This window comes from Streptococcus nakanonensis, from assembly GCF_059738785.1.
The window spans coordinates 1,171,721-1,185,547 of sequence record NZ_AP027139.1 but is presented as its reverse complement, the minus strand read 5'-3'; the positions used below and the strand labels follow the sequence as shown (position 1 = coordinate 1,185,547).

General features: G+C 39.8%; 12 protein-coding genes, 1 pseudogene and 1 other annotated feature. All 13 genes and pseudogenes read left to right on the top strand.

The annotated features are described in order from the left end of the window. Positions 1-94: 94 nt before the first annotated feature. Positions 95-409: pseudogene (locus tag AC6I9F_RS05705) on the top strand (helix-turn-helix domain-containing protein); the annotation flags it as partial. Between the two features lie 143 nt (positions 410-552). Further along, entirely contained in the window at positions 553-1,776 is a 1,224-nt protein-coding gene (gene ftsW / locus AC6I9F_RS05700) for a cell division peptidoglycan polymerase FtsW (protein WP_050242906.1), read from the top strand. Between the two features lie 24 nt (positions 1,777-1,800). Then, positions 1,801-4,497, top strand: a complete 2,697-nt coding sequence (gene ppc / locus AC6I9F_RS05695; protein ID WP_173226440.1) for a phosphoenolpyruvate carboxylase — start codon at positions 1,801-1,803, stop codon at positions 4,495-4,497. Positions 4,498-4,566: 69 nt separating this feature from the next. Beyond that, positions 4,567-4,784: a binding site (T-box leader), on the top strand. Positions 4,785-4,896: 112 nt separating this feature from the next. Continuing rightward, positions 4,897-5,892, top strand: coding sequence for a tryptophan ABC transporter substrate-binding protein (trpX, locus tag AC6I9F_RS05690; protein ID WP_084951380.1), 996 nt, complete (start codon positions 4,897-4,899; stop codon positions 5,890-5,892). Positions 5,893-5,968: 76 nt separating this feature from the next. Further along, the gene (locus AC6I9F_RS05685) at positions 5,969-6,835 is read left to right on the top strand and encodes an ABC transporter permease (RefSeq protein ID WP_031237057.1); all 867 of its coding nucleotides are present in this window, start codon (positions 5,969-5,971) and stop codon (positions 6,833-6,835) included. Then, positions 6,832-7,590: an ABC transporter ATP-binding protein gene (locus AC6I9F_RS05680; RefSeq protein WP_004254621.1), complete on the top strand. Its 759-nt coding sequence runs from the start codon at positions 6,832-6,834 to the stop codon at positions 7,588-7,590. Before AC6I9F_RS05685 ends, AC6I9F_RS05680 begins: the two co-directional genes overlap by 4 nt. Positions 7,591-7,679: 89 nt before the next feature. After that, on the top strand, positions 7,680-9,440 hold the full coding sequence (gene dnaG, locus AC6I9F_RS05675; RefSeq protein WP_237446906.1) for a DNA primase: 1,761 nt from the start codon (positions 7,680-7,682) through the stop codon (positions 9,438-9,440). 2 nt (positions 9,441-9,442) lie between these two features. Further along, positions 9,443-10,552, top strand: coding sequence for an RNA polymerase sigma factor RpoD (rpoD, locus tag AC6I9F_RS05670; protein ID WP_045611498.1), 1,110 nt, complete (start codon positions 9,443-9,445; stop codon positions 10,550-10,552). A gap of 14 nt (positions 10,553-10,566) precedes the next feature. Next, positions 10,567-10,896 (top strand): metal-sulfur cluster assembly factor, encoded by a 330-nt coding sequence (locus AC6I9F_RS05665; protein ID WP_000331925.1) that lies wholly within the window; start codon positions 10,567-10,569, stop codon positions 10,894-10,896. A 113-nt stretch (positions 10,897-11,009) separates the two neighbouring features. Further along, complete coding sequence (gene cpoA / locus AC6I9F_RS05660) at positions 11,010-12,053, top strand: alpha-galactosylglucosyldiacylglycerol synthase (RefSeq protein ID WP_498021002.1); 1,044 nt, start codon at positions 11,010-11,012, stop codon at positions 12,051-12,053. 15 nt (positions 12,054-12,068) lie between these two features. Next, entirely contained in the window at positions 12,069-13,394 is a 1,326-nt protein-coding gene (locus tag AC6I9F_RS05655) for a glycosyltransferase family 4 protein (protein WP_498021000.1), read from the top strand. Between the two features lie 29 nt (positions 13,395-13,423). Continuing rightward, positions 13,424-13,600 (top strand): PspC domain-containing protein, encoded by a 177-nt coding sequence (locus AC6I9F_RS05650; protein ID WP_498020998.1) that lies wholly within the window; start codon positions 13,424-13,426, stop codon positions 13,598-13,600. Between the two features lie 58 nt (positions 13,601-13,658). Further along, positions 13,659-13,793: a DUF4044 domain-containing protein gene (locus AC6I9F_RS05645; protein ID WP_000863859.1), complete on the top strand. Its 135-nt coding sequence runs from the start codon at positions 13,659-13,661 to the stop codon at positions 13,791-13,793. The last annotated feature ends 34 nt before the right edge of the window (positions 13,794-13,827 follow it).

Genomic DNA, 13,827 nt, shown 5'->3' with positions numbered 1-13,827 from the left:
TGGAGTGTGTAGGATTGCTTGAAAAAGCGTAAAAACCTTGGAACGAAAGGGATAATAGACTTTCTGCGGAACAAAAATACAAGACAATAAAACTATGGATGATGAAGCAAGTAAACAATTAAGCGATATCCGTTTCAAGAGCCTTGTAGGTGTTCAGCGCACGACTTTTGAAGAGATGTTATCTGTGTTAAAAACAGCTTATCAACGTAAACGCGCAAAAGGTGGACGAAAATCCAAATTAAGCCTAGACGATCTCCTCAAGGTAACTATTCAATACATGCGAGAATAGCGCACTTATGAACAAATTTCGGCTGATTTTGGCATTCACGAAAGCAACATAATTAGTCGGAGTCAATGGATTGAAGCAACTCTTATTCAAAATGGTTTTACGATTTCAAATTCTGCCTTAATTCTGTAAAAACAGTAAAATTCGAAGGATTGTAAGGTAAGAGTTTTTTTCTTTCTGAAAAAATGGTATAATAGCAATCAAAACTAGAAAATAAAACGGAATTTGGAACAGATTTGTCTGTATCCTACTAGAGTGGTGATACTATGAAGATTAGTAAGAGGCACTTATTAAATTATTCCATCTTGATTCCCTACTTGCTTTTATCTATTTTGGGCTTGATTGTGGTCTATTCGACCACCAGCGCTATTTTAATTGAAGAAGGCAAGAGCGCCTTGCAATTGGTTCGAAACCAAGGAATCTTTTGGATTGTTAGTTTGATACTGATTGCCTTAATTTATAAATTGAGACTAGATTTTTTGAGAAATGAGCGACTAATCATTTTAGTTATATTGATAGAAATGCTTTTATTGTTCTTAGCTCGTTTTATTGGTATTTCCGTAAACGGGGCATACGGTTGGATTTCGGTTGCAGGAGTAACTATTCAGCCAGCTGAGTACTTAAAAATCATTATTATTTGGTATTTGGCTCACCGCTTCTCCAAACAGCAAGAAGAAATAGCTATTTATGATTTTCAAGTTTTGACTCAAAATCAATGGCTTCCCCGTGCTTTTAATGATTGGCGATTCGTTCTCCTAGTTCTGATTGGAAGTTTGGGAATTTTCCCTGATTTAGGAAATGCGACTATTTTAGTCTTAGTTTCCTTGATTATGTATACAGTTAGTGGAATCGCTTATCGCTGGTTTTCAACCATTCTGGCGCTCGTATCTGCCGCTTCTGTCTTTGTCTTGACCACTATCAGTCTAATCGGTGTTGAGACCTTTTCAAAAATTCCAGTATTTGGCTATGTAGCCAAGCGCTTTAGTGCCTTTTTTAATCCTTTTGCGGATCGTGCTGATGCGGGTCACCAGTTATCTAATTCTTATTTTGCCATGGTCAATGGCGGTTGGTTTGGTCTAGGTCTTGGAAACTCGATTGAAAAACGAGGTTATTTACCAGAAGCTCATACAGACTTTGTCTTTTCTATCGTGATTGAAGAATTTGGCTTTGTTGGTGCCAGTCTCATTTTAGCTCTCTTGTTTTTCATGATTCTGCGGATTATCTTGGTCGGTATCCGAGCGGAGAATCCTTTCAATGCCATGGTTGCACTCGGTGTCGGAGGGATGATGTTGGTTCAGGTATTTGTCAATATCGGAGGGATTTCGGGCTTGATTCCATCTACAGGAGTGACTTTCCCCTTCTTATCCCAGGGGGGGAATAGTCTTCTAGTCTTATCAGTGGCAGTGGCCTTTGTCTTAAATATTGACGCCAGTGAAAAACGCGCTAAGTTGTACCGAGAATTGGAAAATCAACCAATGAACCTTCTGTGAAGTAGAATAAAGAAAGGATAGTCTATGTCTCTTCAAAAATTAGAAAATTATAGTAATAAAAGTGTTGTGCAAGAAGAAGTATTGATTCTAACAGAATTGCTGGAAGATATTACTAAAAATATGCTTGCACCAGAGACCTTTGAAAAAATCATGCAGTTGAAAGAATTATCAACGCAGGAAGATTATCAAGGTCTAAACCGTCTAGTGACTAGCTTATCAAATGATGAAATGGTCTATATTTCACGCTATTTTTCAATCTTACCTCTTTTGATTAATATTTCAGAGGATGTGGATTTAGCTTATGAAATCAATCATCAAAATAATATTGATCAGGACTATTTAGGTAAATTATCTACAACGATCAAAATGGTTGCTGAAAAAGAAAATGCCGTTGAGATCCTAGAACACTTGAATGTTGTTCCTGTTTTGACAGCCCATCCAACACAAGTGCAACGCAAAAGTATGTTGGATTTAACAAATCATATTCATAGTCTTTTGCGTAAATACCGTGATGTTAAGTTGGGGTTGATCAATAAAGAAAAATGGCACAATGATTTGCGTCGTTACATCGAAATTATCATGCAGACAGACATGATTCGTGAGAAAAAATTAAAAGTGACTAACGAAATCACGAATGCTATGGAATATTACAACAGCTCCTTTTTGAAAGCTGTACCTCACTTGACGACGGAGTATAAGCGCTTAGCGCAAGCACATGGTCTGAATTTAAAACAGGCTAAACCAATCACCATGGGTATGTGGATAGGTGGTGACCGTGATGGAAATCCATTTGTTACTGCAGATACCTTGAAGCAGTCTGCACTCACTCAGTGTGAAGTCATCATGAACTACTATGATGAAAAGATTTACCAACTTTATCGTGAGTTTTCTCTTTCAACTAGCATTGTCAATGTAAGTAAGCAAGTCAGAGAAATGGCTCGTCAGTCCAAGGATAACTCGATTTACCGCGAAAAAGAGCTTTACCGTCGTGCCTTGTTTGATATTCAATCAAAAATTCAAGCAACAAAAACCTATCTGATTGAGGATAAGGAAGTTGGGACTCGTTATGAAACCGCCAATGATTTTTACAAGGATTTGATTGCCATTCGAGATTCTCTACTAGAAAATAAGGGCGAGTCCTTGATTTCAGGTGATTTTGTGGAATTATTGCAGGCAGTAGAGATATTTGGTTTTTACCTAGCATCAATTGATATGCGACAAGACTCTAGCGTCTATGAAGCCTGTGTGGCAGAACTCTTGAAATCAGCAGGAATTCATTCTCGCTATAGCGAGTTGAGCGAAGAAGAAAAGTGCGATCTTCTCTTGAAAGAGTTAGAAGAAGATCCCCGAATTCTTTCTGCGACTCACGCAGAAAAATCAGAATTATTAGCAAAAGAACTAGCTATTTTTAAGACGGCTCGTGTTTTGAAAGATAAGTTGGGAGATGATGTCATCCGTCAGACTATCATTTCACATGCAACCAGCCTTTCTGATATGCTAGAATTAGCTATTCTATTAAAAGAAGTAGGACTGGTGGATACGGAAAGGGCGCGTGTTCAGATTGTTCCCCTTTTTGAAACAATTGAAGACTTGGATCATTCAGAGGAAACAATGAGACAATATCTTTCTCTTCCTCTTGCCAAAAAATGGATTGCTTCACGTAATAACTACCAAGAAATCATGCTTGGCTACTCTGACAGTAATAAAGATGGTGGTTACCTATCATCATGTTGGACTCTCTACAAGGCTCAACAACAATTGACTGCTATTGGAGATGAATTTGGCGTTAAGGTTACCTTCTTCCATGGTCGTGGTGGTACTGTCGGTCGTGGTGGTGGGCCAACCTATGAAGCCATCACCTCTCAACCGCTCAAGTCTATCAAGGATCGTATCCGCTTGACGGAGCAGGGTGAAGTAATTGGCAATAAATATGGTAACAAAGACGCCGCTTACTATAACCTTGAAATGCTAGTATCGGCAGCTATTAACCGTATGATTACGCAGAAAAAGAGCGATACCAATACCTCAAATCGTTATGAAGCCATTATGGATCAAGTAGTGGATCGTAGTTACGATATCTACCGTGATTTGGTCTTTGGTAATGAGCATTTCTATGATTATTTCTTCGAGTCAAGTCCAATCAAGGCTATTTCAAGCTTTAATATTGGTTCTCGTCCAGCTGCTCGTAAGACGATTACTGAAATCGGTGGTTTGCGTGCCATCCCTTGGGTATTCTCATGGTCACAGAGTCGTGTTATGTTCCCTGGATGGTACGGGGTTGGTTCAAGCTTCAAGGAATTTATCGATAAAAATCCAGAAAATATCGCTATCCTACGAGATATGTACCAAAATTGGCCTTTCTTCCAATCGCTTCTTTCAAATGTTGATATGGTTTTATCAAAATCAAATATGAATATTGCTTTTGAATATGCTAAACTTTGTGAAGACGAGCAAGTTAAGGCCATCTATGAGACTATTTTAAATGAATGGCAAGTTACTAAGAACGTTATCTTGGCTATTGAAGGACATGACGAACTCTTAGCTGACAATCCATATCTAAAAGCTAGTCTGGATTACCGTATGCCTTACTTTAATATTCTCAACTATATTCAGTTGGAGTTGATCAAACGCCAACGTCGTGGAGAATTGTCCAGTGATCAAGAACGATTGATTCATATCACCATCAACGGAATTGCAACAGGATTGCGTAATTCAGGTTAATCATTTTCAAAAGTGAAGATCAAAAAAATTCTAATAGACTATTGACAAGTAGTTTAAAAATGATATAATTTAACCATTCAGAAAAGTAATCGTACAAACTTTCAAGAGAGTCTGTGGTAGCTGAAAACAGATAAGTGGCGATGATGAAAATTGGGCTGAATGCTGTTTAGAATTTGAAATCATAAAAATTCGGTGAGCACACCTTACAGTGCATCTCGTTATTGCGAGACAGAGCGATAGGGAAATTCCCTATAATTGAGGTGGTACCGCGCATCGACGTCCTCACACAAGTTTTTTGTGTGAGGATTTTTTTGATGGAGGTTAGTATGGAAAGAAAACGATGGCGTCGCTTGTTTAGATAAGTGAAGTATTTTAAAGGAATTAAAAAGGAGAAATAGAATGAAAAATAAACGTTTAATTGGAATTATCGCTGCATTAGCAGTCTTAGTAGCAGGAAGCTTGATTTACTCTTCAATGAATAAACCAGAAGCTAAGAATGAGAAGAAAGTTGCCAAAGTTGGTGTTCTTCAGTTTGTGAGCCATCCATCTCTTGACTTGATTTATAAAGGAATCCAAGATGGACTTGCAGAAGAAGGATATAAAGATGATCAAGTTAAAATCGATTTTATGAACTCAGAAGGTGACCAAAGTAAGGTTGCGACAATGAGCAAACAGTTGGTTGCAAATGGGAATGACCTTGTGGTTGGTATTGCAACGCCAGCTGCTCAAGGCTTGGCTAGTGCCACAAAAGACCTACCGGTTATCATGGCCGCTATTACAGACCCAATTGGTGCTAACTTGGTCAAAGATTTGAAAAAACCAGGTGGCAACATTACAGGGGTATCTGACCATAATCCAGCTCAACAACAAGTTGAACTTATTAAGGCTCTTACACCAAATGTGAAAACAATCGGAGCTCTTTACTCAAGTAGCGAAGATAATTCCAAAACTCAGGTTGAAGAATTTAAGGCTTATGCTGAAAAAGCAGGTTTGACAGTGGAAACATTTGCAGTTCCTTCAACAAATGAAATTGCTTCAACAGTTAACGTTATGACTAGTAAGGTTGATGCTATCTGGGTTCCAATTGATAACACTATTGCCTCAGCCTTCTCAACTGTTGTATCAAGCAACCAATCAGCTAAAAAACCAATCTACCCAAGCGCAACTGCCATGGTAGAAGCAGGTGGCTTGGCATCCGTTGTAGTTGACCAACACGACCTTGGTGTGGCAACTGGTAAAATGATTGCACAAGTCTTGAAAGGTGCAAAACCAGCCGATACTCCAGTAAATGTCTTTTCAACTGGTAAATCAGTAATCAACAAAAAAATGGCACAAGAGCTAGGTATTACGATTCCTGAATCTGTTCTAAAAGAAGCAGGGCAAGTGATCGAATAATCTGTAATGGAGGAGTTGGGGACATCTCCTCTAATTTTTTACAATAGACATCATATAGAAAAAGGTTAAGAAACAGATGATATTATCTATTATTTCTCAAGGATTTGTCTGGGCTATTCTAGGTCTGGGAATCTTTATGACATTTAGGATTTTGAACTTTCCAGATATGACGACAGAAGGTTCCTTCCCTCTTGGGGGGGCTGTTGCTGTCACTTTGATAACCAAAGGTGTGAATCCCTTTTTAGCGACACTTGTTGCTGTTGGAGCTGGTTGTTTGGCTGGAATGGCAGCAGGACTTCTTTATACAAAAGGGAAGATTCCAACTTTGCTCTCAGGGATTTTGGTGATGACTTCTTGTCACTCTATCATGCTCTTAATTATGGGACGTGCGAATTTAGGCCTGCTTGGAACCAAGCAAATTCAGGATGTTTTGCCTTTTGATTCAGATTTGAACCAACTTTTGACTGGTCTTATCTTTGTCAGTCTTGTTATTGCTCTCATGCTCTTTTTCTTGGATACCAAACTCGGACAGGCCTATATTGCTACAGGTGACAATCCTGATATGGCTAGAAGTTTCGGGATTCATACTGGTCGCATGGAGCTTATGGGCTTGGTCTTATCAAATGGTGTGATTGCCCTTGCAGGTGCTCTTATTGCCCAGCAAGAAGGTTATGCCGATGTATCTCGAGGAATCGGGGTTATCGTTGTAGGTCTTGCAAGTTTGATTATTGGAGAAGTTATTTTCAAGAGTTTGAGCTTGGCAGAGCGTCTGGTTGCCATCGTTGTAGGTTCTATCGCTTATCAATTCTTAGTGTGGGCAGTTATTGCGCTTGGCTTTAATACAAGTTACCTTCGTTTGTACAGCGCCGTGATTTTAGCAGTCTGCCTCATGATTCCAACATTTAAGCAAACAATCTTGAAAGGAGCCAAATTAAGCAAATGACAGCAATTGTAGAATTAAAAAATGCAACCAAAGTCGTTAAAAATGGCTTTGATGAAGAAAAGATTATCTTAAATGATGTTTCCTTAGAAATTTTTGAACAGGATTTCATCACGATTTTAGGTGGAAATGGTGCTGGGAAATCAACTCTCTTTAACACTATTGCAGGAACCTTGTCATTAACCAGTGGAACCATCCGTATTTTGGGTGAAGATGTTACCAAGTTTTCACCAGAGAAGCGGGCTAAGTATCTGTCTCGAGTCTTCCAAGATCCCAAGATGGGGACAGCTCCTCGTATGACGGTGGCTGAAAATCTTTTGATTGCCAAGTTTCGTGGTGAAAAGCGTGGACTGTTTCCGAGACGTCTGGCTAGCTATAAGGATGAGTTTCAGGCAACTATTGAAAAAGTGGGAAACGGTCTTGAGAAACACTTGAATACACCGATTGAGTTCTTATCTGGTGGACAAAGACAGGCTTTGAGTCTCTTGATGGCAACCTTGAAGCGACCTGAGTTGCTCTTGTTAGACGAGCATACTGCAGCCCTTGATCCAAAGACAAGTGTCGCACTCATGGAGTTGACAGATGAATTTGTCAAGAAAGACCAGCTGACAGCGCTTATGATTACCCACCATATGGAAGATGCTCTCAAATATGGCAATCGTTTAATTGTCATGAAAGAAGGACGAATCATCCAAGATTTGAAACAAGAAGAAAAAGCAAAAATGAAAATCTCTGATTATTATCAACTCTTTGAATAAAGTAGGGAAAATGAGTGAAATGGTTTACTTTTTTTCTGAAATAAAGTATACTATATAAAGTAAACTATGATAACATGGAGGTATTGTGTATGGTTGACAAACAAGTCATTGAAGAAATCAAAAACAATGCCAACATTGTGGAAGTCATAGGAGATGTGATTTCTTTACAAAAGGCAGGACGGAACTATCTAGGGCTCTGTCCTTTTCATGGTGAAAAAACACCTTCTTTCAACGTTGTAGAGGACAAGCAGTTTTACCACTGTTTTGGTTGTGGTCGCTCAGGTGATGTCTTTAAGTTCATCGAGGAGTACCAAGGAGTTCCCTTTATGGAGGCTGTCCAAATCTTAGGTCAGCGTGTCGGGATAGAGGTGGAAAAACCGCTTTATAGTGAGCAGAAGCCAGCTTCACCCCACCAAGCTCTTTATGATATGCATGAAGATGCTGCCAAATTTTATCATGCTATTCTCATGACAACTACCATGGGGGAAGAGGCCAGAAACTACCTTTATCAGCGTGGTTTGACAGATGAAGTGCTCAAGCATTTTCGGATTGGTTTAGCACCTCCAGAACGAAACTATCTCTATCAACGTTTGTCTGGTCAGTATCGTGATGAGGATTTTCTAGATTCAGGGCTATTTTACCTATCAGATGCCAATCAATTTGTAGACACTTTTCACAATCGGATCATGTTTCCCCTGACAAATGACCAAGGAAAGGTTATTGCCTTCTCAGGTCGTATCTGGCAGAAAACGGATTCACAAACTTCTAAGTATAAAAATAGCCGATCGACTGCAATTTTTAACAAAAGTTACGAATTATATCATATGGATAGGGCTAAAAAATCTTCTGGAAAAGCCAGTGAGATTTATCTGATGGAAGGATTCATGGATGTCATCGCAGCCTATCGGGCTGGAATAGAAAATGCTGTAGCGTCTATGGGAACGGCCTTAAGTCGTGAGCATGTTGAGCATCTGAAAAGGTTAACCAAGAAGTTGGTTCTTGTTTATGATGGTGATAAGGCTGGGCAAGCCGCGACATTGAAAGCGCTGGACGAAATTGGTGATATGCCTGTGCAAATCGTTAGCATGCCTGATAACTTGGATCCAGATGAGTATCTACAAAAAAATGGACCAGAAGACTTGGCCTATCTGTTAACGAAAACTCGTATTAGTCCGATTGAGTTTTACATTCATCAGTATAAGCCTGAAAACAGTGAAAATCTGCAGGCACAGATTGAGTTTATTGAAAAAATAGCTCCCTTGATTGTTCAAGAAAAATCTATTACTGCTCAAAACAGCTATATACATATTTTAGCTGACAGTCTGGCGTCCTTTGATTATGCCCAGATTGAGCAGATTGTTAATGAGAGTCGTCAGGCGCAAAGGCAGAATCGTATGGAAGGAATTTCCAGACCGATGCCAATCACTATGCCTGTCACCAAGCAGTTATCGGCTATTATGAGGGCAGAAGCCCATCTACTTTATCGAATGATGGAATCTCCCCTTGTTTTGAATGATTACCGTTTGCGAGAAGACTTTGCATTTGACACTCCTGAATTTCAGGTTTTATATGACTTGCTTGGCCAGTATGGAAATCTTCCTCCAGAAGTTCTAGCGGAGCAGACAGAGGAAGTTGAAAGAGCATGGTATCAAGTTTTAGCTCAGGATTTACCATCTGAGATGTCACCTCAGGAACTTAGTGAAGTAGAAATGACTCGAAACAAGGCTCTCTTGAATCAGGACAATATGAGAATCAAAAAGAAGGTGCAGGAAGCTAGCCATGTAGGAGATACAGACACAGCCTTAGAAGAATTGGAACGTTTAATTTCCCAAAAGAGAAGAATGGAGTAATAATGGCAACAAAACAAAAAGAAGTAACAACATTTGACGTACAAGTAGCAGAATTTATCCGTAATCATAAACAAAAAGGGACAGCAACTGATGATGAAATTAATGCAAGTCTGGTGATTCCTTTTACCTTGGATGCTGATGGAATTGAAGATCTCTTGCAACGAATTCAGGATGCAGGAATTTCTATCACAGATAACGAAGGAAATCCGAGTGCTCGTGTTCTTAGCTCTGAAGAAGAACCAGAACTCAGCGATGAGGACTTGATTGGGTCAACTTCGGCTAAGGTCAATGACCCTGTTCGTATGTACTTGAAAGAAATCGGAGTCGTTCCTCTCTTGACCAATGAAGAGGAAAAAGAATTGGCACTAGCTGTTGAAGCGGGTGATATCGAAGCCAAACAACGTCTTGCGGAAGCCAACCTTCGTTTGGTTGTTTCTATTGCTAAACGCTATGTCGGCCGTGGTATGCAGTTCCTTGACTTGATTCAAGAAGGGAACATGGGCTTAATGAAGGCGGTTGACAAGTTTGACTATTCTAAAGGATTTAAGTTCTCAACTTACGCAACTTGGTGGATTCGTCAGGCTATCACTCGTGCTATTGCGGATCAAGCTCGTACTATTCGTATCCCAGTCCACATGGTTGAAACGATTAACAAGCTTGTTCGTGAACAGCGTAACCTTCTTCAAGAATTGGGGCAAGATCCGACACCAGAACAAATCGCTGAACGTATGGATATGACCCCTGACAAGGTTCGTGAAATCTTGAAGATTGCCCAAGAACCGGTATCCCTTGAAACTCCAATCGGTGAAGAGGATGATAGCCACCTTGGGGACTTTATCGAAGATGAAGTGATTGAAAATCCAGTGGACTATACAACTCGTATTGTCTTGCGTGAGCAGTTGGATGAGGTCTTGGATACTCTTACAGACCGTGAAGAAAATGTTTTGCGTCTGCGTTTTGGGCTAGATGATGGTAAAATGCGTACCCTTGAAGATGTTGGTAAAGTCTTTAACGTGACTCGCGAGCGTATCCGTCAGATTGAAGCTAAAGCTTTGAGAAAACTACGCCAACCAAGTCGCAGCAAACCGCTTCGTGATTTTATTGAAGACTAAGAGTGAGGATGAATATGGCTTATACAGAAGAGCAAATTGAAAATATCAAAACACGAATTTTATCAGCCTTGGAAGAAGTGATTGACCCTGAGTTGGGAATCGATATTGTCAATCTTGGTTTGATTTATGAGATTCGTTTTGACGGCGACACAGGGCAAACAGAGATTGATATGACGTTGACAACTATGGGTTGTCCCCTGGCAGATCTTTTGACAGACCAGATTTATGATGCCATGACAGAGGTGCCAGAAGTAACGGATACTGAGGTCAAATTGGTTTGGTATCCAGCCTGGACTGTTGAAAAAATGAGTCGCTATGCACGCATTGCCCTAGGAATTAAATAAACATATAAAAGCATGTGAGAGATTATTGGAAAAGCGAGGAAATTTCCTCTCTTTTCCCTAGTCTCTCCTTTCTTTTGCTGATTTTATTCAAAGAAAATGATATAATAGTAGTTATGGAAAAAAAGAAATTACGCATCAATATGTTGAGTTCAAGTGAGAAAGTAGCAGGACAAGGAGTTTCAGGTGCCTACCGTGAATTAGTTCGTCTTCTTCACCGTGATGCCAAGGACCAATTGATTGTTACAGAAAATCTTCCAATAGAGGCAGATGTGACTCACTTTCATACAATTGATTTCCCCTATTATTTATCGACATTCCAGAAAAAACGCTCAGGAAGGAAAATTGGCTATGTGCACTTCTTGCCTGATACACTTGAGGGGAGTTTGAAAATTCCATTTTTCTTAAAGGGAATTGTGAAACGCTATGTATTTTCTTTTTACAAACGGATGGAGCACTTGGTGGTGGTCAATCCTATGTTTATCGAGGATTTGGTGGCAGCTGGTATTCCACGTGAAAAAGTGACCTATATTCCTAACTTTGTAAACAAGGAAAAATGGCATCCTCTTCCGCAAGAAGAGGTAGCGAGACTGCGTACAGAGCTAGGTCTTAGTAACAATCAGTTTATCGTAGTAGGTGCTGGTCAAGTTCAGAAGCGCAAAGGGATTGACGATTTTATCCGTCTGGCTGAGGAATTGCCGCAGATTACCTTTATCTGGGCTGGTGGTTTTTCTTTTGGTGGCATGACAGATGGTTATGAACGCTACAAGAAAATCATGGAGAATCCCCCTAAAAATTTGATTTTTCCAGGTATTGTATCGCCAGAGCGGATGCGCGAATTGTATGCCCTAGCGGATCTTTTCTTGCTTCCTAGTTACAATGAACTCTTTCCTATGACTATCCTAGAAGCTGCCAGTTGTGAAGCTCCGATTATGTTGCGTGATTTAGATCTTTATAAGGTAATTTTGGAGGGAGATTATCGGGCGACAGCAGATAGAGAAGAGATGAAAGAAGCTATTCTGGAATATCAAGCGAATCCTGTTGCTTTAAAAGATTTGAAAGAAAAAGCTAAGAATATTTCTAGAGAGTATTCTGAAGAGCATCTGTTACAAATCTGGTTGGACTTTTATGAGAAACAAGCCGCTTTAGGGAGAAAGTAAAAAGTGAGGTAATCTATGCGAATTGGTTTATTTACAGATACCTATTTTCCTCAGGTTTCAGGTGTTGCGACCAGTATTCGAACCTTGAAAACCGAACTTGAAAAGCAGGGGCACGCTGTTTTTATCTTTACGACAACAGATAAGGATGTCAATCGTTATGAAGATTGGCAAATTATCCGCATTCCAAGTGTTCCCTTCTTTGCTTTTAAGGATCGCCGCTTTGCCTACCGAGGTTTTAGCAAGGCACTTGAAATTGCTAAACAATATCAGCTAGATATTATCCACACTCAGACAGAATTTTCTCTTGGCCTGTTGGGGATTTGGATTGCGCGTGAATTGAAGATTCCAGTCATCCATACCTATCACACCCAATACGAAGACTATGTGCATTATATTGCCAAGGGGATGTTGATTCGTCCTAGTATGGTCAAGTATCTGGTTAGAGGTTTTCTGCATGATGTGGATGGGGTTATTTGTCCTAGTGAGATTGTCCATGATTTGCTATCTGACTATAAGGTCAAGGTTGAAAAACGGGTCATTCCAACTGGGATTGAATTAGCTAAGTTTGACCGTCCAGAAATCAAGCAAGAAAATCTGCAAGAACTACGTAGTAAACTAGGGATTCAAGATGATGAAAAGATGTTGCTTAGTCTTTCCAGAATTTCCTATGAAAAAAATATTCAAGCAGTATTAGCAGCCTTTGCAGAAGTTCTGAGAGAGGAAGACAAGGTGAAACTGGTGGTAGCTGGGGATGGACCTTATCTGGATGACCTCAAAGAGCAAGCCAAGAAACTAGAGATTCAAGACTCCGTCATCTTTACAGGCATGATTGCTCCTAGTGAGACAGCTCTTTATTATAAGGCGGCGGATTTCTTCATCTCGGCATCGACAAGTGAAACCCAAGGCTTGACCTACTTAGAAAGTTTGGCCAGTGGAACACCTGTCATTGCTCACGGAAATCCTTATCTGGACAATCTTATCAGTGATAAAATGTTTGGAACCTTGTACTATGGAGAACATGACTTGGCTGGAGCTATTCTGGAGGCCCTGATTGCAACGCCAGATATGAATGAGCATACCTTATCAGAGAAATTGTACGAGATTTCAGCTGAGAACTTTGGGAAACGAGTGCATGAGTTTTATCTGGATGCCATAATTTCAAATAACTTCCAGAAAGATTTAGCAAAAGATGATACGGTCAGTCAGCGTATCTTTAAGACAGTTTTGTATCTACCGCAAAAAGTGGTCGCTGTACCGGTAAAAGGCTCTAGACGCATGCTGAAAGCTTCAAAAACACAGTTGATCAGTATAAGAGATTATTGGAAAGACCATGAAGAATAGAAAGAGGAACAGCTATGAAAAAACAATTAATGAGAAGTGGGCGTGACAAAAAGATTGCGGGTGTTTGTGCTGGAGTGGCCCATTATCTTGATATGGATCCAACTATCGTTCGCGTAATATGGGGTGTTCTTGCTTGCTGTTACGGAGCGGGAATTGTAGCTTATATCATTTTATGGATGATTGCACCAGTAGCAAGTGACTATTGAAAACTAGCTCAATTCATGCTAAGATAATAGAAAATAGAATGTAACGAAGGAGAAAAAAATGGCATTTGGAGATAATGGAAATCGTAAAAAAACTATGTTTGAGAAAATAACCTTGTTTATCGTGATTATCATGCTAGTAGCAAGTTTATTGGGAATTTTTGCAACTGCAATTGGTGCCCTCAGTAATCTATAAAATAGATTCAAGAAAATTTAGTGACTGGGATTTC